This is a genomic window from Ruegeria sp. YKSE079, assembly GCF_059612845.1.
The window spans coordinates 13,550-34,971 of record NZ_JBXWRJ010000013.1; the positions used below are offsets into that span (position 1 = coordinate 13,550).

The window sequence follows — 21,422 nt, forward strand, 5'->3', positions numbered from 1 at the left end:
GTGGTTCTGTCGCCGCGCCCGTGTCATTAGTGTGCTTGGATTGAACAGGGAAAGGGCGCGAAATGACCACGACGTTCGGAAAAGGCTGCCATCTGCATCTGATCGACGGCTCGGCTTTCATCTTTCGCGCCTATCACGCGCTGCCGCCGCTGACGCGCAAGTCGGACGGGTTGCCGATCGGGGCGGTGTCGGGGTTCTGCAACATGCTGCAGCGCTATGTGGATGGTGATCACGGGGCCGATGCGCCGACCCATATCGCGGTGATCTTTGACAAGGGCAGCCACACGTTCCGCAACGAGATGTACGACCAGTACAAGGCCAATCGCGAGGCGATGCCCGAGGATCTGCGGCCGCAGATTCCGCTGACCCGCCAGGCGACCGAGGCGTTCAACATCGCCTGCGAGGAGCTGGAAGGGTATGAGGCCGACGACATCATCGCCACGCTGGCGCATCAGGCGCGCGATGCGGGCGGGCGGGTGACCATCGTCAGTTCGGACAAGGACCTGATGCAGCTGGTCGGCGACGGGGTCGAGATGCTGGACGCGATGAAGAACAAGCGCATCGACCGCGACGGGGTGTTCGAAAAGTTCGGCGTGTTCCCCGAGCGCGTGGTCGATGTGCAGGCGCTGGCCGGTGACAGCGTCGACAACGTGCCGGGCGCGCCGGGGATCGGGATCAAGACCGCGGCGCTGTTGATCAACGAGTTCGGCGATCTGGAAACCCTGCTGGACCGCGCGGAAGAGATCAAGCAGCCCAAGCGCCGCGAGACTCTGATCGAAAAGCGTGATCAGATCGAGTTGTCGAAACGGCTGGTGCAGCTGGACGCGGAGACGCCGCTGAATTTCACGCTGGACGACCTGGAGCTGCGCGACCCGGACCCCGAGAGACTGTTGGCGTTTCTGTCCGAAATGGAGTTCCGCACCCTGACCAAGCGGATTGCCGACAAGCTGGGGGTCGAGGCGCCGGTGATCGCCGAAGTTGCGGCGCCTTCGGCCAGTGATGATGCGCCCGCCCCCGAACAGCCGCCGTTCGATGCGGCGAAATACGAATGCGTGCGTGATGCCGCCGCATTGCAGAAGTGGATCGATCAGGCGAAGGAACGGGGGTGGGTCGCGGTGGACACCGAAACCACCGGCCTTAACGAGATGATCGCCGATCTGGTGGGGATATCGCTGTGCATCGAGCCGGGCGAGGCCTGTTACATTCCGCTGACCCATCGCGAGGGCGCGAGTGACGATCTGTTCGGCTCGGACGCCTTGGCCGAGGGGCAGATGCCGTTGGAGGAGGCGCTGGCCCTGTTGAAGCCGGTGCTGGAGGACCCGGCGGTTCTGAAGATCGGGCAGAACATGAAATACGATGCCAAGATCTTTGCCCGCTATGACGTGAGGGTCGCGCCGATCGATGACACCATGCTGATGTCCTATGCGATGCATGGCGGCGAGCACGGGCACGGAATGGACACGCTGGCCGAGCGCTATCTGAGCCACACGCCGATCCCCATCAAGCCGCTGCTGGGGTCGGGCAAATCGGCGATCACCTTTGACAAGGTGCCGATCGACGAGGCCACCGCCTATGCCGCGGAGGATGCGGATATCACGCTGCGCCTGTGGCAGCTGTTCAAGCCGCAGCTGCACCGGGCGCGGGTGACCACCGTCTATGAAACGCTGGAGCGCCCGCTGGTGCCGGTGCTGGCCGAGATGGAGATGCATGGCATCAAGATCGACCGCGAGGTTCTGAGCCGCATGTCGAACGCCTTTGCCCAGAAGATGGCGGGGCTGGAGGCCGAGATTCACGAGCTGGCGGGCGAAACGTTCAACGTCGGCTCGCCCGCGCAGTTGGGCGAGATCCTGTTCGACAAGATGGGGCTGGAAGGCGGCAAGAAGGGCAAGACCGGAAAATACTCGACCGGGGCCGATATCCTGGAAGACCTCGCCACCGAGCATGAACTGCCGCGCCGGGTGCTGGACTGGCGGCAGCTGAGCAAGCTGAAATCGACCTATACCGACGCGCTGCAGACCCATATCAACCCCGACACGGGCCGAGTGCATACGTCCTATTCAATCACCGGGGCCAATACCGGGCGGCTGGCCTCGACCGATCCGAACCTGCAGAACATCCCGGTGCGCACAGAGGAAGGCCGTCGTATTCGTGAGGCCTTTATCGCTGAGCCGGGCAATGTTCTGGTCAGCCTTGACTATAGCCAGATCGAGTTGCGGATTCTGGCGCATATCGCGGAGATCGACGCGCTGAAGCAGGCTTTTGCCGACGGGCTGGACATTCACGCGATGACCGCGTCCGAGATGTTCGACGTGCCGCTGGAGGAGATGACGCCCGAGATCCGGCGGCAGGCCAAGGCGATCAATTTCGGGGTGATCTATGGCATTTCGGGCTTTGGTCTGGCCCGGAACCTGCGCATTCCACGGGCCGAGGCGCAGGGCTTCATTGATCGCTATTTCGAACGTTTCCCCGGCATCCGGCGCTATATGGACGACACCATCGGCTTCGCCAAGGAACATGGCTATGTCCAAACGTTGTTCGGGCGCAAGATCCACACGCCCGAGATCAACGCCAAGGGGCCGCATGCGGGGTTTGCCAAGCGCGCGGCGATCAACGCCCCGATCCAGGGGACGGCAGCGGATGTGATCCGGCGCGCGATGGTGCGGATGCCCGCCGCCATCAGGGACCTGCCCGCCAGAATGCTGTTGCAGGTACATGACGAATTGCTGTTCGAGGTGACCGAGGATGCGGTGGACGCCACCATTGCCGCCGCGCGGGATGTCATGGAAGGCGCGGCCGACCCGGCGGTGAAGCTGGATGTCAGGCTGACCGTGGATGCCGGGCGGGGCGCCAACTGGGCCGAGGCGCATTAGGCACTGAACGCGCCGCTCATCAGGCCCGGCGGGCCGTCTTTGCGCCGGGTCAGGCCTCGGGCCTGACCATGCGGGCCACCAGTTTGCGGACAAAGGGGCCGGCGATCAGGATGACCGCAAAGGCGATCGGCCAGCTGGTAACCCATGCCGCCATCCAGTTCGAAGTCACACCCTGCGCAAAGCCCAGCGTACGCAGGGTGGCCACGCAGGTCACGATGCAGGACATCAGCCCCGATATGAGGAGGGCGAAAACGGTGTGCGAAAAGCGGGCGGGGATCATCTGGACATCTCGGTTTGTTGGTTCTTCACATTCGGTATATGAGATATGGCATCTGGCCGTCAGCGCGCATCATTGCCGCATCCAGTGCAGTGTGTCCACAGTGCGCGGGGTCGACGGGGTATACTCGGCGCTGACCCAGCCGTCATAGCCGCTGGTATCGAAGGCGTGGAACAGCGCCGGAAAGTCGATTGCGCCGGGCGCGGGTTCGGAGCGGTCGGGGGCTGCGCCGATCTGGATATGGGTCACCCGCGCGCGGACCCTGTGCCAGACCGCCAGCGCGTCGCCGTGGATCATCTGGGCGTGAAAGCTGTCGAATTGCAGGCCGACATTGGGACGGTTCACGCGGTCGAGGATCTCGGCGGCGAGATCGTAATCATTCAGGAAATAGCCCGGTTGCGAGACCGGGTTCAGCGGTTCGATGGTGAAGCGCTGATCCGGGGCGTGATCGGCGGCCCATTGCAGGTTGCGCACCAAGGTGTCTGCCGCTTCGTCCCCGGTTGCATAACCGGACATCAGATGGACCAGACCGGGGCGAAGGACCTGAACATAGCGCAAAACGCGGCGGATGTCGGAGCGAAACCGGGCCTCGCCGTGCGGTATGGCGGCATAGCCGGGGTCACCGCCGGCATAATTCGGCGGCGGTGCATTGATCAGGACCAGGTCCAGACCCGAGGCGAGCAACGCATGTTTGGTCTGTTGTGCCGGGGCATCATAGGGAAACAGGATCTCGACGGCCTCGAACCCCGCATCCGCAGCTGCCTGAAACCGGTCGAAGAACGGCAATTCGTTGAACAGCAGGGACAGGTTGGCGGCAAATCTGGGCATGGCGGCTCTCGCGTGGTGTGGCCAAGTCATAGACGGGTAAAATTTCCGGTGAAAGGGTCAGGAAACGACAGTTTGTCGAAAACAGTTCAGACCTGCGGGGGCAATTCGCGTTGCGTCGGGCAGAACCCGATTCGGGTTTTCCACCCTGACCGACCGAAAGAGCCGCCATGTCGCTTAGTCCGGACCCCGTCCGAGGATTTGCACCCGCCGCGCCGGGCCGGGACGTGTTTTCGGGAAACGCGCTGGCGGTTGCGTCGATGCTGACCTGGGCCGCCGGGTTTCCGGCGGCGGAGATCCTGCTGCAAAGCTGGCCGCCGCTGACGCTGATCGTGGCCCGTCTGGCGCTGACCGTGAGCGTGCTGGTTCCGGTCTGGCTGATGCTGGATGGCCCTGCCCGCGTGTTGCGGGCGCGGTGGGGCCGCGCCCTGTGGGTCGGCGGCATCGGGTTTGGCGTGGGGACCTATCTGTTGCTGATCGCGCAGAAGATGACCGATCCGGTCACGGTGGCGCTGATCGTGTCCTGCGCGCCGCTGTTCAGCACGATGCTGGAAATGGCCGCCGGAACCCGGCGGCTGCGGTGGACCTTTGGTCTGGGCATGGGGGCCTCGGTCATCGGCGGGCTGATCGCCACAAGTGCGCTGGCCCCGGCGCAACTGGGGCTGGGTGCAGCCTGCGCGGTGCTGTCCACCGGGCTTTACTGCTGGGCCAGCATGGCCACGGCGCGCGATTTCCCCGAACTTGGCCAGACCGGACGCGCGGCGATCACCTTTGTCGGTGGTCTGTTGGCGGCGAGCGGTCTTTTGTTGTTTTCGTGGCAGGCCGGGCTGGATGTGATACCGGCCCTGCGCTTCGACGCGGAACAGGCCGGGATGCTGGTGATCTATGCCCTGATCTCGATGGCGCTGAGCCAGGTTCTGTTTGTCGCCTCGGTCGGGCGGCTGGGCATTGCGGTGGCCTCGTTCCACATCAACGTCGCGCCGTTCTATGTGATGATCATCATGCTGACGCTGGGGGCCGGGTGGAACTGGACGCAGGCCCTTGGCGCGGCGATCGTGGGGCTGGGCGTGGTTCTGTCGCAGATCCGGCCCGGTCGCGCGCGGCGATAGGGCGGAAGGGGCGCTGCCCCTCTTGCCCTGCGGGCAATTCACCCCGGGGTATTTGGGACAAGAAAGAAGCGCGGGTTTGTTCAGCTGTCTTCGAGATCCTGCGACGGGAGGATCGGGAAGAACCGGCCCGAGGACCAGATGCCGAACCAGCCGTCGTGATGAGTTCCGAGCTCGATCAGCCGGTAGAAGCTTTTGCGGTCGATCCGGGCTTCGAGGTCGGCGCGGATCAATACATAGGGCGAGGGTTCATCCGTTTCCGGATCGTGAACAACGCGGATGGGATGGCCGGGACCGGCAATGGCGGTGTCGCCGACATGGGTCGTGAAGGTCAGGTGCTGCGCCGCGCCGTCACCCGTGGCGTCCACATCGACCGCGACAAACGGCGCGTCATCGACGGTGATTCCCACCTTTTCGACGGGGGTGACGAGGAAATACTTGCCGTCTTCCTTCTTGAGAATGGAGGAAAACAGGCGCACGAGCGGGAACCGGGTGATCGGCGTGCCCTGATAGAACCACGTGCCATCGCGCGCGATACGCATGTCGAGATCGCCGCAAAAAGGGGGATTCCACAGGTGGATCGGTGGCAGGCCCTTTGGTTTGGACGCCCTGACCGATGCGGCCAGGGCATCGGCGGAGGGGGTCACGGTATTTTGTCCGCTCATTGTTTTTGCCATTTCCTCCCGGCGCGATACACTTCAATCATATAACTCCACGGAAGGGAAAGCCATGTCCGAACCTGCCGAGCTCGTCGCCGAGATCGAAGCGCTTGAAGAAAAGCTGCAACAGGCCAAATCCTCGATCACCCGCAGGTTCATCGGGCAGGAGCGGGTTGTCGACCTGACGCTGACCGCGCTGTTGTGCGGCGGGCATGCGTTGCTGATCGGGCTGCCGGGGCTGGGCAAGACGCGGTTGGTCGAGACGCTGAGCACCGTGATGGGGCTGCATGGCAACCGCATCCAGTTCACGCCCGACCTGATGCCCGCCGATATCCTTGGCTCGGAGGTGCTGGACACCGCCGAGGATGGATCGCGCCATTTCCGGTTCATTCAGGGGCCGATTTTCTGTCAGCTTTTGATGGCGGACGAGATCAACCGGGCCAGCCCGCGCACCCAGTCGGCGCTGTTGCAGGCGATGCAGGAGCGGACGGTGACGGTGGCGGGCGAGGACCGGGCGCTGGGCGTGCCGTTTCACGTTCTGGCCACGCAGAACCCGATCGAACAGGAAGGCACCTATCCGTTGCCCGAGGCGCAGCTGGACCGGTTTCTGGTGCAGGTCGATGTCGACTATCCCGACCGCAAGACCGAGCGCGATATCCTGATCGCCACGACCGGGGTCGAGGAGGAGCAATCATCGCAGATCTTCACCAAGGAAGAGCTGCTGGCCGCGCAGGTATTGCTGCGCCGGATGCCGGTCGGCGAGTCGGTTGTCGAGTTGATCCTTGATCTGGTGCGCGCCTTCCGGCCCGAGGAGACGGGCGCGTCGGAGCGGGTGCGCGAGACCGTGGCCTGGGGGCCGGGGCCGCGCGCGGCGCAGGCGCTGATGATGACGGTGCGGGCGCGGGCGATGCTGCAGGGGCGGCTGGCACCCAATGCGGAAGACGTGATCGACATGGCGCGACCGGTGCTGAGCCACCGGATGGCGCTGAACTTTGCCGCGCGGGCGCGGGGCGACAGCCTGGCCGACCTTATTGAAGCCACCGCCGCGGGGCTGACCCGCAGCGAGGCGGCGGCGTGAATGCGGCGCTGACCCTTCGCGAAAGATCCGAGGCCGAGGCGTCACGGCTGCCACCGCTTTTGGCACGGGCCGAGCATCTGGCAGGAACAGTGCTGCTGGGGGATCATGGCCGTCGCCGCGCCGGTCTGGGTGACGATTTCTGGCAATACCGGCCTGCACAGGTGGGTGACAGCAAGCGGATGATCGATCACCGGCGTTCGGCACGGGGGGATCAGCAATATGTGCGAGAACGCGAGTGGCAGATCGCGCAATCGGTGATGTTGTGGGTGGATCAGGGCGCATCGATGCGGTTTACCTCGGACAAGGCGCTGCCAACCAAGATCGACCGGGCGCGCCTGCTGGGGCTGGCGACCGCGATCCTGCTGGTGCGGGGCGGCGAGAGGGTCGGGTTGAGCGGAACGTCCTTGCCGCCCCGGCGCGGCAACGCGCAGGTGGTGCGGCTGGCGCAGGCCTGGGCGAAGGACGCCGAGGCCGACTATGCCCCGCCTGAACACCGCGCGATGATCCCGCATTCGCGGGCGCTGTTCATCTCGGATTTCCTGGGTGATCTGGGCGAGGTGGAACTGGCGTTGACCAAGGCTGCGGACCGGGGCGTGCGGGGCCTCCTGCTGCAAGTGCTCGATCCGGGTGAAGAGAGTTTTCCCTATCGGGGGCGCACGATCTTCGAGAGCGTCGGCGGAAGCCTGCGGCACGAAACCCTGAAGGCGGGTGATTTGCGCCAGCGCTATCTGGACCGGTTGGCCGAGCGCAAGGACGCCTTATATCAGTTGTGCCGTGCGACGGGCTGGCAGTTTGGACAGCATCACACCGGCGAAAGCGCCCAGGCCGCCTTGTTGTGGCTGTATCGCGCCCTGGATGGAGGCACCCGATGACCGTGCTGGCTGGCATCGGATTTACCGCGCCCTGGCTGTTGCTGGGGCTTTTGGCGTTGCCGGTACTGTGGCTGATCCTGCGGGCGGTGCCTCCGGCGCCGATCCGGCGGTTGTTTCCCGCCGTCACGCTGCTTTTGGGGTTGAAGGACGATGAAAGCGTGTCGGACCGCACGCCCTGGTGGCTGCTGCTGCTGCGGATTCTGGCGGCGGCGGCGATCATCATCGGGCTGGCCGGACCGGTGCTGAACCCGTCACGCGACGGGGCGGGCAGCGGGCCGGTGCTGATGGTGCTGGATGCAAGCTGGGCCGGGGCGGCGCGCTGGCCTGCAACGCTGAACCAGATCGATGCGCAACTGATCGAGGCGGGGCGTGCCGGACGGCCCGTGGCGATTCTGCGCTTCACCGACCCCGAGCCGCCGGTTTTCCTGGCGGCTGAGGCATGGCGCAGCCGGTTGCCCGGATTGGTGCCGCTGCCTTGGCAGCCGGGAGAAGTTCAGATCGACGCCTCATTGGCGGCGCTTGATACGATTGAAGGTGGGTATGACACGCTGTGGTTCAGCGACGCGCTGGATTATGCGGGGCGCGACGATGTGCTGGCGGCGTTGCGGGATCGGGGCGGCGTGACGGTCTATCAGACCGGCGCACAGGTGATCGGCCTGTTGCCGGCCCGGTTCGAGGATGGCGCAGTGCAGCTGACTGCGGTGCGATCCCACCCGGCACCGGCGCAATCGGTGACGATTCAAGCCGAGGGGCGTGACCCGGCAGGCACCATGCGGGTTTTGGAAACCGCAACGGCGGAGTTTGCCGAAGGGGAGACGCAGGCCGGGGTCGCGCTGGCGCTGCCGTCCGAGTTGCGGGCGCGGATCACCCGGTTCGACATCGCAGGCCAGCGGTCGGCCGCAGCGGCCAGCCTGACGGATGACAGTCTTCGGCGGCGCGAGGTCGCGCTGATCACAAACAGCAGCAACCGCGAGGGGCTGGAGCTGTTGTCGCCTCCGCATTATCTGACCCAGGTTCTGACCCCGACCGCCGATTTCGTGGATGGCGACCTGCTGGAGGTGCTGCCCGCCAATCCGGATGTCATCGTGCTTGCCGATATCGCCACTTTGTCGGCGCGCGAGGAAACCGCGCTGATCGAATGGATCGAAAAGGGTGGTCTGTTGCTGCGCTTCGCGGGCACGCGCATGGCGGCAAGTGATCTGGGCCGGGATACGGACAACGCGCTGTTGCCCGTGCGCCTGCGCAGCGGCGGCCGCACGGTGGGCGGCGCGATGAGCTGGGGCGAGGCCAAGGGGCTTGCGCCCTTCCCCGAGTTTTCGCCGTTTCACGGGCTGACCATCCCCGATGAGGTGACGGTGACCACGCAGGTAATGGCGCAGCCCGGACCGGATCTTGCCGGAAAAGCCATTGCCTCGCTGACTGATGGTACACCGCTGGTCACGCGCAAACCGCTGGGATTGGGGCAAGTGGTGCTGTTCCACATCTCGGCGGATGCGGAATGGTCCACCCTGCCCCTGTCGGGCCTGTTCGTCGAGATGCTGGACCGGCTGGCGGTGACCTCTGCCGCCAAGTCGCAACAGGTGGAGCTGTTGCAAGGCACGGTCTGGGCGCCGGATCAGGTACTGGACGGGTTTGGCGACTTGTCGGATGCGGGCAACCTGCCCGGCGTCGATGGCGCGGATCTGATCGAGGGGCGCGCCGGGCCTGAGCTGCGCCCGGGTATTTATGTGAACGACACGCAAAGGCTGGCGCTGAACGTTCTGCCAGAGGGGGAGGTGCTGGAACCGGCAGCCTGGCCGGTGGATGTGCCGGTCAAGGGCGTGGAGGTCGAGCGGGACATGCCGCTGGGTGGCATCCTGCTGAGCCTGGCGCTGATCCTGCTGGTGGTGGATGTGGTGGCGTCACTGGCGCTGTCGGGGCGGCTTTGGCAGGCGCGCGCAGCGGTGCTGGTACTGGGGATCGTGCTGGGGGCACCGCAAGTGCAGGCACAGGCCGGTGACGATATCGACTTTGCGCTGTCCTCGACCAAGGAACTTGTGCTGGCGCATGTGCTGACAGGGGACAGTCAGGTTGACGATGTCGCGCAGGCGGGGCTGCGCGGGCTGTCGGACACGCTGTTCTATCGCACCTCGGTCGAGCCTGCGGAACCGGTGGGGGTCGACCTGGAGCGTGACGAGCTGGCGTTCTTTCCCCTGCTCTACTGGCCGATCACGCCCGATCAGCCGGAGCCGTCGGCCGAAGCCTATGCCCGGCTGAACACCTATCTGCGCTCGGGCGGGATGATCCTGTTCGACACGCGCGATGCGGATATCGCCCGGTTCGGCGTGGCCAGCCCGAATGGCCGCAAGTTGCAGGCGCTGGCGGAGCCGCTGGACATTCCGCCGCTTGAGCCGGTGCCGCACGATCACGTACTGACGCGCGCCTTTTACCTGTTGCAGGATTTTCCGGGGCGTCATGCCGGGACCGAGGTTTGGGTCGAATCCGCGCCCCCCGACGCCGAACAGATCGAGGGCATGCCGTTCCGCAACCTCAATGATGGGGTGACGCCGGTGGTGATCGGCGGCAATGACTGGGCCGGAGCCTGGGCGGTGGACCGCAATGGCCAATCCCTGCTGCCGGTCGGACGCGGATACGCCGGAGAGCGTCAGCGTGAACTGGCGCATCGCTTTGGTGTCAATCTGGTGATGCACGTGCTGACCGGGAACTACAAATCGGACCAGGTGCACGTGCCTGCCTTGCTGGACAGGTTGGGACAATGACCGGAACCGTCATATTCGATCCGCTGATCCCCTGGCCGGTCCTGGCATCGGTTGCGGCACTGGCCGTGGCCGGGATCGTTCTGGCCCTGTGGCGGGGATTGTCGGGATGGGCCTTGCGCGGGCTGGCGGCGCTGATCCTGATCGCGGCGCTGTCCGGGCCGGTCTATCAGATCGAGGACCGCGCGCCACTGACCGACATCGTGCTGATGATCGAGGATGAAAGCGCCAGCCAGAAACTGTCGGACCGCGAGCAGCAGACGAGCGAGGCCGCCGAGCGGCTGGCCGGGATCATCGAGTCCCGTGACAACACCGAGCTGCGCCGCATTCGCGTGGGCGACGGACAAGGCGACGAGGGCACGCAGGTGATGCGGGCCTTGACCGAGGCGCTGGCCGAAGAGCCGCGTGCCCGTATTGCCGGGATCATCGCGCTGTCGGACGGGCTGATCCATGACGCCGATCAGACCCCCGACCTGCCCGCGCCGATGCATCTGCTGCTGACCGGCAGATCCGGAGACTGGGACCGGCGGCTGATCGTCCGGAACGCCCCGGCCTTTGCCATCATCGGCGAGCCGATGACCCTGATCCTGCGGATCGAAGACAGCCGCGACGCGCCTGCGGGCCGCGCCGTCGCACCGCTGGAACTGTCGGTCGACGGGGGCGAGCCCGAACGGTTCGACCTGCCGATCGGGCAGGACATAGAGGTGCCGATCACCTTGCCGCATGGCGGGCGCAACGTGATCCAGTTCACGGTCCCGGCGGCCGAGGGCGAGCTGACCGACCGCAACAACACCGCGCTTATCCAGATGAACGGCGTGCGCGACCGGCTGCGGGTGCTGCTGGTCTCGGGCGAGCCGCATCCGGGCGGGCGGACGTGGCGCAACCTGCTGAAATCGGACAGTTCGGTCGATCTGGTGCATTTCACCATCCTGCGCCCGCCGGAAAAACAGGACGGCGTGCCGGTGGACGAGCTGAGCCTGATCGCGTTTCCGACTCGCGAACTGTTTCTGGAAAAGATCGACGATTTCGATCTGATCATCTTTGATCGCTACAAGCGGCGCGGCATCCTCCCCGCCATCTATCTGGACAATGTCACCGACTATGTGAACAAGGGCGGCGCGGTTCTGGTGGCGGCGGGGCCGGATTTCGCCACCGCCGATTCGATCTTTCGCTCTCCGCTGGCGCCGATCCTGCCTGCCCAGCCCACGGCGCGGGTATTCGAGGAGCGATATGTTCCGGAAGTGTCCGATCTGGGCCAGCGTCACCCGGTGACCACGGAACTTGGCAATCCCGGCGACTGGGGCGCGTGGCTACGCCAGATCGATGTGCGGGATCGTTCGGGCGATGTGCTGATGACGGGAATCGAGGACCGCCCGCTGCTGGTTCTGGACCGTGTCGGAGAGGGGCGGGTGGCGCTTTTGGCTTCGGATCACGCCTGGCTGTGGAGCCGGGGATACGAGGGCGGCGGGCCGCAGCTGGAACTGCTGCGGCGGTTGGCGCACTGGATGATGAAGGAACCCGAGCTTGAAGAAGAAGCCCTGTGGGCCGAGGCCAATGGCCAGAGCATGCGCATCATCCGCCGCACGCTGGAAGAGGAGGTCGGGCCGCTGACGGTGACCCGGCCCAATGGCGACAGCGAGGAGCTGACGCTGGAAGAGGTCTCTCCGGGGCGGTTCGAGGCACAGTATTTCGGGCCGGAGATCGGGTTGTATCGCCTGCGCGAAGGCGAGCGCGAGGCGGTGATCGGTCTGGGGCCTGCCGCACCCAAGGAATTCGAGCGCACGATTGCCAGCGGCGAGATCTTCGAGCCGCTGTTGGCCGGGCTCAAGGGTGGCGTCATGCGGCTGGAGGCCGGGCTGCCCGCGATCCGGTCGGTGCGTGAGGGGCGGCCCGCCTCGGGGCGTGGCTGGATCGGGCTGACGCCGCGCGGAGCTTACGAGACGCGCGATGTTACCCAAGCCGGGTTGTTGCCGCCGTGGCTGGTGCTGTTGCTGGCCTCGGGCTTTCTGCTGGCCGGATGGCTGCGCGAGGGGCGGCACTGAATCCCGTTATTTGAATGCTACGCTGACCCTTGGATCACCGGGCAGGCCGATATAGCTGACCGAGGCACCGCCCTTGCCTTTTGCGGGCGGTATCAGCGGCCCGAAAGAACCGACGGAAATCAGGTCGCCGGGTTTGAACGTGATCCCCCTGGACCTCAACCAGAGGGCCGAGTTCGCCGGATGGCCCAGAACCGCCGTTCCGGGGGCGGTTGCCAGAACCTCGCCATCTGCCGCGCGCAGCGTCACCTGCATCGCGGCCAGCGCCTGCGACATGGCGGCGGGGTCGTCGACCGGGATATCTGCGCCCATGACGCCAAGCCTTGACCCGACACCGGCGGCGGTCAGGGTGACGGCGGTGAGCGGTTCACCTTCGGCCAGGATGAGATCAGGCAGTTCGATGAACGGGCGAACGGCAGAGATATGGGCCATCACTTCGTCTGGTGTGGTGGCCTGATTGATGCCTTCGTCCCCGACGACAAGGATCAGGTCGGCCTCGAAAACCGGGCGCGCACCCCAGTTGGCGGGAATTTCGGAACCGTCAGGCAGCATCATGTCGCGATAGAGAACGCCCTGCACGGGCTCGCTGACACCGAACCGGTCCTGCGCGGGTTTGCTGGTCAGGCCCGCCTTGTAGCCGATGAGCGGCCCGAGATGCGGTGTCAGCGCAGCGGCCAGTTTCGCCTGAGCACACAGCGCGTCATCCATGCTGCCGTCGGGCACAAGTGCGGAGGTTGCCGTGTTCGACAGGTAATCCGCGACAAAGGCGTCGATCTGCGCGTCGGAGGCGCAATCGGCAGTGGCGGATGTGGCGGCGAGGGTGGCGGCAAGCGTCACAATCAGGCGTTTCATGATGTCATCCCTTTCAATCGATCGCGATGGAGATCCGGTCTGACCGGCCTTTTGCATCCACGAGGACAAACGAGGCATAGCCCCGGCCAGGGTTTGGAATTTCGAACTCGGTCTGCCGGATGCCGGTGGCGACGGGGCGGCCATCGGCCAGCAGAGAATAAGGGCCTTGTCCGCCACGCAGCTTGACGGTCAGCGGCGTACCATCAGTCGCCAGTCGCGCGCCGTCCGGAGGAAACAGCAGTTGCGGCGCACCGGTTGCGGGCTGGAACGCGGCAGAGCGGGGCCGGAATCGCTGCAGCGGCGCGGGCAGGTCCGCAGCGCCGACGATCAGGGTCGCGGGTGGCGGCGGCGGCAGCGGGTCGAATGCGGGTTTCAGTCGTCCGAACGCCTCGAACAGCACGGGTGCGGCCAGATCGCCGCCAAAGGCGCCGGGTACAGGAGTGCCGTCGGCCCGGCCCAGCCAGACGCCGATCACATGCCGCCCGTCATAGCCGATGGCCCATGCGTCGCGGTGGCCGTAGGACGTGCCGGTCTTGTAGGCGAGCACATTTGCGGGGGCACCGGGCGGCGGCGCGAGACCCGCCAGAATATCGCCGACCTGCCATGCGGCCACGTCGGAAATCACCCGTGCTGTGTTGCCCGCCGGATCGGTCAGGCGGTCGCGCAGCAACGGTCCCTGACCGCCAGCCGCCAGCGTGACGTAAAGCTGCACCAGATCGTTCAGGGTGATCCCCACCCCGCCCAGCGACACCGCAAGACCCGGCGCGCCGCCGGTGAGGCGCGGGTGCGCGCCCGCCCGGTTCAGCGCAGCCATGATGCGGCTTGGCCCAAGCTCGTGCGTCAGGCGGACGACGGGAATGTTGAGCGACATCTGCAACGCCTCGCGCACCCGTACATCGCCGCGGAACATCCCGTCGAAATTGCGCGGCGCATAGCGGCCGAACATGACAGGGCCGTCATGGATCAGGGTTTCGGGATGGGCCATGCCCTGATCGAACGCCAGCCCGTAGACCAGCGGTTTCAGGGTCGAGCCGGGCGAGCGCAGGGCGGTGGTCATATCCACGAAGCCCTGCCGCGTGTCGTCATACCCGGCAGAGCCGACCGAGGCGAGGATGTCGCCGGTCGTATAATCGGCAACCATCATCGCGCCAGAGACCCGCGCCCCGGCGCGGGCGGCGGCGCGGGCGACCAGCGGTTCGAGTTGTGACTGCAGCCGTGCGTCGATGGTCAGATCATGGGTCTGGGCCTCGGGCGCGTCAGCGATCGCGCGATCCGCCGGATGCGCGGCCAGTTGCGGAAAGGGGCGCAGCATCACGGGCGTCGGCTCGGTCAAGGCCGCCCGAACCTCGGACAGTGGCAGGGCGTTCTGGTCGGCCATCCGGCGCAAAACCCTGTCGCGCGCCTGAGCGGCCGCAACGGGGTGCCGGTCGGGCCTGCGGGTTTCAGGCGATTGCGGCAGGGCCACGAGCAGCGCGGATTGCGCCGGGGTCAGGCGGCGCGGCTCTTTCCCGAACCAGGCCAGTGTCGCGGCGCGCACGCCTTCGAGATTGCCGCCATAGGGCGCGTGGGTCAGGTAGAGGTCGAGGATATCCTGTTTGCCCAGCTGCCGTTCCAGTGCCAGCGCCACCCGGATCTGACGCAGCTTGCCGCGCCAGCGGCCAGTCGGGCCATTTTCCAGCAGGCGCGCGACCTGCATCGTCAGGGTGGAACCACCCGACACCACCTGCCCGTTCCACAGCGCCTGTGCGGAGGCGCGGATCATCGCCAGCAGGTCAACGCCCGAATGGGTCCAGAAGCGTTTGTCCTCATACCGGATCAGCATTGCGACAAAATCCGGATCGACCGGCCCCGGCTGCAATCGCCAGAGGCCGTCCTCGACCGGATAGGCCCGCAGCAACGCGCCGTTGCGGTCCCGTACCTCGGTCGATGTCTGCGCCAGTGTCGACGGCAGAACGGTGCGGGCAATCCACCCGTCTGCCGCGTCGCGCGCAAGTGCGGACAGGAACAGTCCCGCGGCAAGACCCAGCAAGATGCGCGCCGGACTAGCCATCGACCCAGCCTTCCCACAAGCCGGGATATGCGGTAACGAAGCCCGATCCGTGGACCTCAAGCTCGGCCTCGAAGTTTGGCGAGCTGTAACGGATGCCGGTTGCGTCGATGCGGGTATAGATCTGGTTCAGCCGTTCCAGCATGCCCAGACCGGGTTTCAGCCAGGCGGCGCTGACGTGGGCGCTTTGGCCCCGGGCCAGCGACAGGCGGCGCAGGGGAAGCAGGTTGGTGGCCGGAGTAAAGCTGAGGTCGAGATCATGGCAGTTGGCGGTGTTGTCCTGCATCTCGTCATTCAGAACCCACCCCTGCGGCCCGCGATGCAGGCGCAGCGCAATGGCGCGCCCGCCGATGTGGCCCGCCACATCCGCCGACAGGCTGTACCAGTCGGGATCGCAGCGCACGTCATAACTGAGACTGGCATCAACGCCATCGTCATGCCAGAGCGCCTGACCGACCAGCATCCAGCCCTGATCCAGTTGCGACAGGGTGCAACGGTCGGTGCCCTGGATGTCGAGCCGACGCCAATGGGCCGAGGCGACGGCCGTGCGCCCGGTCATTGCACCGCGACCCGCCCGGTGCCGGTCCAGGCGCGGTTGCGGGGGCGGTACATATCCTCGACCGAGGCCGCCGGGTGGTGAAAGCTGCCCGGCGTGACCGCGCGGGCGACATAGGCCAGCGTTATGGTGACGGGGCCGAACTGATCCACCGCCGCAAGGAATCGGTCAGACCGGAATTCGGCATGGGTGGCCTCGGAAAGGCTGAGCCAGTCGAGCGCACGCACATCACCCGATCGCAAGAGGTTGGGGTTGTCGATCTCGATCCCCGCCGGGAGCGGATCGTTGATCATCAGCCGGGCGCCGCCATCCTCGAACGGTGTCACGGTCAGAACCGTCACAAAACGTTCGCCCACGGCAAAGTTGCTGCGGTCAAGCGGCGCGCCATCCATCGAGAAATACTGGCGGGTGAGGGAATACCCCGTGCCGCCCGCCTGTGGCGCGACCTCGGGCACGCCAGAGACGGTGAGGGTGATGTCGGTGCTGTGCCCGTCGGCGGCGGTGATGTTGAGCACCTCGTCCGCCGCGTCCGCCAGCACCTGCACGAAGGGGCCATCGACGGGCTCGCCATTGACCTGCAGGCCGGATCGTTCGGGCGTCTGCACCAGCGCATGGGCGGCCAGCAGGGACCAGGCGGCCTCTTGCGTCGACAGTGCGCCGGTGTCGGAACTGATCCGGGCTACCAACGCGTCGCGGTCGATGGCGGCGCTGCCTGCCTCGGTCGCCAGCGCAAGCAGCCCGGCGGCATCACGCAGAGGTGTGCCATAATCGGCGCGCCAGAGCGTTTCGTCCTGCGCAGGGCGGTTCGCCACCATGCGCGCGGCGCGGGCAAACATGGTGTCGGCGCGGGTCTGGTCGCCATAGGCCGCCAGCGCCGCCCCCAGTTGTGCCGCCGCCAGCGGGGTCGAAAACGCCTGGCCCTTGACGTCGGCATAATAGCGCAGATCCCCCATTGCCGCCGCACCTTCACGCGCCAGCACCATCAGGGCATAGGCGATATCCTCGCCCCCCTGATCGAAATCGGGGGCATAGCTGATGCGGTTGCGCAGGTTGTCCATCGCCTGAGCAAAGGCGCGGTCGGGAACAGCATGGCCCTGCGCGCGGGCGCGGGACAGGAAGTCACCCACATAGGCATCAAGCCAGAAATCGCCGCTTTCGGCGCGCCAAAGGCCAAAGGAGCCGTTTCCGGCCTGCCGGGCCAGGACGCTGCGGATCGCGGCGTTGATCCTGTCGGATACCGCAGTTCGGTTTCCCAGCCCCGTGGCCTGCGCCACCGAAGACAGGTAGAGCAGCGGCAGGGCCTGGCTGGTCACCTGTTCGGTGCAGCCATAGGGATAGCGGTCGAGCGTGTCCAAAAGGCCCGGCGCGTCGAACCGCGCCAGTGGCCCGGCAGACAGGACAGCCTTGCCGGAGCCGGGGTGCAGCCCGGCAAAGACATCGGCCGAGAACAGGAAGCTGTCACCCGCGCCCAGCGCGAAGCGGCGCGTCTGGGCCACGACCGGATCGTTGGCACGTACTGGCAGGGTCAGTGATTGGGTCAGAGCGCGGCCATCGGGGGTCGTGACGGTCACGTCGATCGCCGGATCGCCCAGCGCGGTAGCGCGCACGGGGATCTCGAACACCGCCTTGGCCCCTTCCTCCAACGTGAAACCGGCGGGCGTGTCTCCCAGATCCAGCGCCGCTGAGGCGGCAAGGGTCAGGCCCATATCCCCGGCGGGACCATCGGCATGGACAATCTCCAACAGCAGTCGGCTGGTGTCACCGGGAGCCAGGTATCGCGGCAGGCTGGCGGTCACGACCACGGGGTCGCGCACGGTCATCTCGGCCTCGGCCTGTCCCACCGCGCGGGCAGACCAAGCGACCGCCATCAGCCGTACCGTGCCGTTGAAGGCGGGCAGAGGCAGGTCAATCACGGCCTCGCCGTTGGTGTCCACTTTCACCGGGCCGGAGAACACCGCCATCAGATCCTGCGTCGGTGGCGGTGATTGCATGCGCAGGCCCGCATCGCTGTCACCTCCAGAACGCACGGTGCCCATCGCGCCGTTCATGCCATCGATCAGACGGCCATAGACGTCGCGCAGTTCGACCCCAAGACGGCGCTGGCCGAAATAGTATCCCGTTGGATCGGGGCTGTCGAAGCCCGTGAGGTTCAGGATGCCCACATCCACAGCCGCCAGCGTCAGCCAGGCCTGTTCTCCTTCGGCAACGCCGTCAACCTTGATGCGGGCCTGTTGGGTCTGGCGCGGTTCGGCCACCGGAGGAGCCTCGATCGACACCGCAAGTTCGCGCCCCGGCGCCGCGACGGCAGCATGGGCCACGCCCAGCGCACGGGCCGGGTTCTGACCGGAAGTGACATCCATCGGGCGGATCACGGTCGCGGTTACATAAGCGCCCGCGCCCCAAGCCTCGGTCACCGGCAGGGGAATGACGCTTGCGCCCTGGGGTACGTCGATGGACTGACGCAAGATCACCCGGTTCGACAGGACGGCGATCTGCGCGATACCCGCTGCGCGCGGCACAATCCGCAGCTGCGCGGTGTCGCCGGGGCGATAGCTGTCACGGTCGAGCGACATTTCCAGCCGGTCGGGCGTGGCGGTGGCATCAGCGGCCTGATACCAGCCTGCGTGGAAATCCACGGCAGCGGCGGCATAGTCGCCGTCCAGCCGTTCGATCACCAGCTCATACCGGCCCCAATCGACCGGCTGGCTGAGCGGCAGGGGATCGGTGCCCAGGTCGGCCTCGCCCGTGGCGATGCGGGTGCGGCGCGTGGTGGGTTCCCAGTTCCAGTTGCCGTAGAGCTGATACCATTGATAACGCGTCTCGACGCGGTTCAGTGTCCAGCGCACGCGCATGTTGGCAGGCGTCAGATCGGGCGACAGGGCGACAATCTGAAACGCGGCCTCGGCCCCTTCGGCCACCACGTCGTCGAACATCGGCTTGATGCCGATCACCGGGGTTTGCGGCAGAACGGGCGCAGTCAGGCGGCGTTCGACCGGTCGGCCCGAGCCGTCGGCCAGACGGGCGATCACCGTCGCCTCTAGTGGCTTGCCCGGCAAATCGACCGAAGGAATTTCGACCGCCACGGTCGCCTGACCCAGAGCATCGGTTCGCGCACCGCCGAAATGGCTGGATGGGGAAGGATTCGGAGCGTCATAGCGGCCAAAACGATAGCCTTCGTACCCAGCCACGGTTTCGGCAGCGCGCAGAACCACCTGCCCGTCGATGGTCAGGTCGGAACCCGGCGCGCCAAAAAGATATCGTGCCTCGATTTGCAGCGGCGGGCTGTCACCGGGGCGCAGGGGCGTGTTGGGCAGGGCCAAGTCGAAGTCGATGCGCTCGGGCAGGAAATCCTCGACCAGCACGGTCTGGCTGGCCAGTGCGGGGCCTTGCGGATCGGTCCTGAGTTCGATCCGCCAGGTGCCGCGCGGGGCGTCACCCGCCACGGGCATGACAAAGACGTGGCCGCCTGCCTTGCCGCCGTCCGAGACCGCGCGGCGGTATTCGACACCGTCGGGTCGGCTGAGGATGGCGGTCAGCGGCAGTCCTTCGACCGCCTGCGCCCGATCATCGCGGGTCAGGGCGGTCAGATGAATGGTCTCGCCCGCGCGATATACGCCGCGATCGGTTGTCAGGAACACGTCGACCGGCCCGGCGGGCGGGCGCCCCTCGACCCCGCGATCGGACAGGTCGAAGGCGGGATCGGTGAGCGGCAGGAAGGAGAAATCGCTGCCACTTTCTGCGAGGATCAACGCCGGGGCTGCCGCCCCGCGCCCGCGCGTGAGACCGGGATCGAACCGGGCATAGCCGTCGGCATCGGTTGTGGCTTTTGCAATCACGGCATTGGCCTGAGAGATCAGCGAGACTTCGACGCCCGCGCGCGAAGTGGCGTCACCGAGGCTCCGGACAGCTACATGCAACCCGTCGGTGCCCGACATCGAGCTGAGGCCCAGATCGGACAGAACGAACCACTGGGTCGCGCCGGGGTCGTCATAGGGATCGGCACCCGGTACCCGCGCAGTCAGCGCATAGATGCCCGCCGGTTGCTGCGCGATTGCGGCCCCCATCGGCAGACGGGAAGTCATGTCGCGGTTGAGCTCGGATTGCACCTCGGCGGTACCGGTCCAGACCTCCTGAGCAATCTCTGACGAAAACTGCTGATCCTGCCAGTGACTGAGCGGGCGGCCGAAGAAGCCGTCCTGTACCGCGCGCAGCAAATTTCGGTCGCTGATCCGGCGAAGTTTCAGATCAAGCCGGGTCAGGTTGACGGTCTCGACCGGCAGCGCCGCATCGGCCGCTTTGGGCAGAACGTAGCTGCGGCCGGGAAAGCGGACCGATGGCGCGCGGTCGCGGACATAGTGTGTCAGCTCGACATCCTTGATCAGCGCCTCGCCCGAGGCGGCGGGCAGACCCTGCCGGATGACGAGGCGGTAACGCTTGCCATGCTCGACCCCATCCACGCAAAGCTGGCGGTCATCGGCCTGTACCACGAGCTGAGGTTCGGGCAATTGCACGAATGGTTCGTAGTCGACACCGGCCTGCACCAGCGGTTCGGAAAACTCTGCGCAGATGCGTGGCTGGGCAGCATCGCTTTCAACAGTGGTATCCGTTATGCGAAAGCCGTATTTCGCCACCGCCGCTTCGAGGGCGGCCAGGATGTCAGCGCGCGGCTGCAGGTCCGAGGCCAGCCGCAGCGCCGAGACCATGTCGCGGCCCCGATCGCTGCGTTCCAGCGCGTCGCCCATCACCGACAGGGCGGTCGCCCGCGCAGCGGGGGCTTCCGCGCGCAGATAGGCATTCACCGCTGCGTTCAGTGCCCGCATGGAATAATCGCGCTGGCGTTGCCGGTCGTCGCCCGGGATATCCAGCAACAGGCGCGCGTAGTCGGCCCACAGATCGCCCCGGTCAGTAAGCGATACCGCGATACCGGTCCAGCGCATCGCCAGTTGCGGCGTGTCGGCGGCGTGGGCCGCCGCCAGAACCGATGCCGGATCGAACCCGCCACCGGGATGGCGCAGGCCAAGATCGCGGGCCTGGTTGCGCGCGCGCGCCAGATCGTCATCGCTCAGGAACGGCAGTTCCGCGGAGCGAACGCGGGACAGTGCGAGCGCCTCGTCGCCTGTCGCAATCTTTTGCGCCGATAGCGCGCCCTCGTAGATGTCCTGCCGCGATATGCCGGATTTCGGGAAACACGCGTTTGAACGGGTGTTGTAGGTGAAGGCGGCACATCGGCTGTTGGCGGAACAGGCCCGCACACAGGATTGCAGGTCGGTGTCGAACAGGGGGTCCAGATCCGAGCCATAAAAATCGGCGTCACGGGTGACGACAAAGCGGAAATCAGCGGTGCCGGATTGGGCATGCAGGTCGTTCGCTCCGGAAAAGATCAGCAAAATCAAGGAAATTGAGAAAAATGCAAAGCGGCGCATGGCGACCTCCTGTTTGGTCTCAAGGTGACACGGGCGGCCGTGCCTTTGCAACGCCAGAGACG

Annotated in this window: 13 protein-coding genes; 6 read left to right on the plus strand and 7 right to left on the minus strand. The window is 66.1% G+C overall.

All coding sequences use genetic code 11. The annotated features are described in order from the left end of the window. The first annotated feature begins 62 nt into the window (after positions 1-62). Positions 63-2,870 (plus strand): DNA polymerase I, encoded by a 2,808-nt coding sequence (polA, locus tag AC2FMY_RS13250; RefSeq protein ID WP_496807502.1) that lies wholly within the window; start codon positions 63-65, stop codon positions 2,868-2,870. 49 nt (positions 2,871-2,919) lie between these two features. On the opposite strand, the gene AC2FMY_RS13255 is transcribed toward polA, so the two are convergent. After that, positions 2,920-3,150, minus strand: coding sequence for a DUF2798 domain-containing protein (locus tag AC2FMY_RS13255; RefSeq protein WP_496807503.1), 231 nt, complete (start codon positions 3,148-3,150; stop codon positions 2,920-2,922). Between the two features lie 69 nt (positions 3,151-3,219). After that, positions 3,220-3,975 carry a hydroxypyruvate isomerase family protein gene (locus tag AC2FMY_RS13260; protein ID WP_496807504.1) on the minus strand — a complete coding sequence of 252 codons (756 nt, stop codon included), beginning with the start codon at positions 3,973-3,975 and terminating at the stop codon, positions 3,220-3,222. Between the two features lie 167 nt (positions 3,976-4,142). Between AC2FMY_RS13260 and AC2FMY_RS13265 the strand changes: the two genes are divergently transcribed. Further along, positions 4,143-5,081 (plus strand): DMT family transporter, encoded by a 939-nt coding sequence (locus AC2FMY_RS13265; protein WP_496747958.1) that lies wholly within the window; start codon positions 4,143-4,145, stop codon positions 5,079-5,081. Between the two features lie 80 nt (positions 5,082-5,161). On the opposite strand, the gene AC2FMY_RS13270 is transcribed toward AC2FMY_RS13265, so the two are convergent. Beyond that, positions 5,162-5,743, minus strand: coding sequence for a DUF1285 domain-containing protein (locus tag AC2FMY_RS13270; RefSeq protein WP_496747956.1), 582 nt, complete (start codon positions 5,741-5,743; stop codon positions 5,162-5,164). 64 nt (positions 5,744-5,807) lie between these two features. Between AC2FMY_RS13270 and AC2FMY_RS13275 the strand changes: the two genes are divergently transcribed. Genes AC2FMY_RS13275 through AC2FMY_RS13290 form a run of 4 tightly spaced genes read left to right on the plus strand, consistent with a single transcriptional unit; the run spans position 5,808 to position 12,485 of the window. Further along, positions 5,808-6,815, plus strand: a complete 1,008-nt coding sequence (locus AC2FMY_RS13275) for an AAA family ATPase (protein ID WP_496747954.1) — start codon at positions 5,808-5,810, stop codon at positions 6,813-6,815. Then, positions 6,812-7,687 (plus strand): DUF58 domain-containing protein, encoded by an 876-nt coding sequence (locus AC2FMY_RS13280; RefSeq protein WP_480748809.1) that lies wholly within the window; start codon positions 6,812-6,814, stop codon positions 7,685-7,687. The genes AC2FMY_RS13275 and AC2FMY_RS13280 overlap by 4 nt, the downstream gene beginning before the upstream one ends. Beyond that, positions 7,684-10,446 carry a DUF4159 domain-containing protein gene (locus AC2FMY_RS13285; protein ID WP_496748549.1) on the plus strand — a complete coding sequence of 921 codons (2,763 nt, stop codon included), beginning with the start codon at positions 7,684-7,686 and terminating at the stop codon, positions 10,444-10,446. The genes AC2FMY_RS13280 and AC2FMY_RS13285 overlap by 4 nt, the downstream gene beginning before the upstream one ends. Next, positions 10,443-12,485, plus strand: coding sequence for a hypothetical protein (locus AC2FMY_RS13290; protein ID WP_496748550.1), 2,043 nt, complete (start codon positions 10,443-10,445; stop codon positions 12,483-12,485). The genes AC2FMY_RS13285 and AC2FMY_RS13290 overlap by 4 nt, the downstream gene beginning before the upstream one ends. Positions 12,486-12,491: 6 nt before the next feature. On the opposite strand, the gene AC2FMY_RS13295 is transcribed toward AC2FMY_RS13290, so the two are convergent. From AC2FMY_RS13295 to AC2FMY_RS13310, 4 genes are read right to left on the minus strand one after another with little or no spacing between them, the layout of a single operon-like run. Then, positions 12,492-13,334, minus strand: coding sequence for a 2-keto-4-pentenoate hydratase (locus AC2FMY_RS13295; RefSeq protein WP_480748812.1), 843 nt, complete (start codon positions 13,332-13,334; stop codon positions 12,492-12,494). 13 nt (positions 13,335-13,347) lie between these two features. Then, entirely contained in the window at positions 13,348-15,384 is a 2,037-nt protein-coding gene (pbpC, locus tag AC2FMY_RS13300; RefSeq protein WP_496807505.1) for a penicillin-binding protein 1C, read from the minus strand. Beyond that, positions 15,377-15,940, minus strand: a complete 564-nt coding sequence (locus tag AC2FMY_RS13305) for a putative glycolipid-binding domain-containing protein (protein ID WP_480748814.1) — start codon at positions 15,938-15,940, stop codon at positions 15,377-15,379. Before AC2FMY_RS13305 ends, pbpC begins: the two co-directional genes overlap by 8 nt. Further along, positions 15,937-21,360, minus strand: a complete 5,424-nt coding sequence (locus tag AC2FMY_RS13310) for an alpha-2-macroglobulin family protein (protein ID WP_496807506.1) — start codon at positions 21,358-21,360, stop codon at positions 15,937-15,939. The genes AC2FMY_RS13305 and AC2FMY_RS13310 overlap by 4 nt, the downstream gene beginning before the upstream one ends. Positions 21,361-21,422 lie beyond the last annotated feature (62 nt).

Excerpts from the sequence above, each read along its gene's own strand:
- polA (WP_496807502.1), top strand. The coding sequence starts at position 63 with ATGACCACGACGTTCGGAAAAGGCTGCCATCTGCATCTGATCGACGGC.
- AC2FMY_RS13255 (WP_496807503.1), bottom strand. The coding sequence starts at position 3,150 with ATGATCCCCGCCCGCTTTTCGCACACCGTTTTCGCCCTCCTCATATCG.
- AC2FMY_RS13260 (WP_496807504.1), bottom strand. The coding sequence starts at position 3,975 with ATGCCCAGATTTGCCGCCAACCTGTCCCTGCTGTTCAACGAATTGCCG.
- AC2FMY_RS13265 (WP_496747958.1), top strand. The coding sequence starts at position 4,143 with ATGTCGCTTAGTCCGGACCCCGTCCGAGGATTTGCACCCGCCGCGCCG.
- AC2FMY_RS13270 (WP_496747956.1), bottom strand. The coding sequence starts at position 5,743 with ATGAGCGGACAAAATACCGTGACCCCCTCCGCCGATGCCCTGGCCGCA.
- AC2FMY_RS13275 (WP_496747954.1), top strand. The coding sequence starts at position 5,808 with ATGTCCGAACCTGCCGAGCTCGTCGCCGAGATCGAAGCGCTTGAAGAA.
- AC2FMY_RS13285 (WP_496748549.1), top strand. The coding sequence starts at position 7,684 with ATGACCGTGCTGGCTGGCATCGGATTTACCGCGCCCTGGCTGTTGCTG.
- AC2FMY_RS13290 (WP_496748550.1), top strand. The coding sequence starts at position 10,443 with ATGACCGGAACCGTCATATTCGATCCGCTGATCCCCTGGCCGGTCCTG.
- AC2FMY_RS13295 (WP_480748812.1), bottom strand. The coding sequence starts at position 13,334 with ATGAAACGCCTGATTGTGACGCTTGCCGCCACCCTCGCCGCCACATCC.
- pbpC (WP_496807505.1), bottom strand. The coding sequence starts at position 15,384 with ATGGCTAGTCCGGCGCGCATCTTGCTGGGTCTTGCCGCGGGACTGTTC.
- AC2FMY_RS13305 (WP_480748814.1), bottom strand. The coding sequence starts at position 15,940 with ATGACCGGGCGCACGGCCGTCGCCTCGGCCCATTGGCGTCGGCTCGAC.
- AC2FMY_RS13310 (WP_496807506.1), bottom strand. The coding sequence starts at position 21,360 with ATGCGCCGCTTTGCATTTTTCTCAATTTCCTTGATTTTGCTGATCTTT.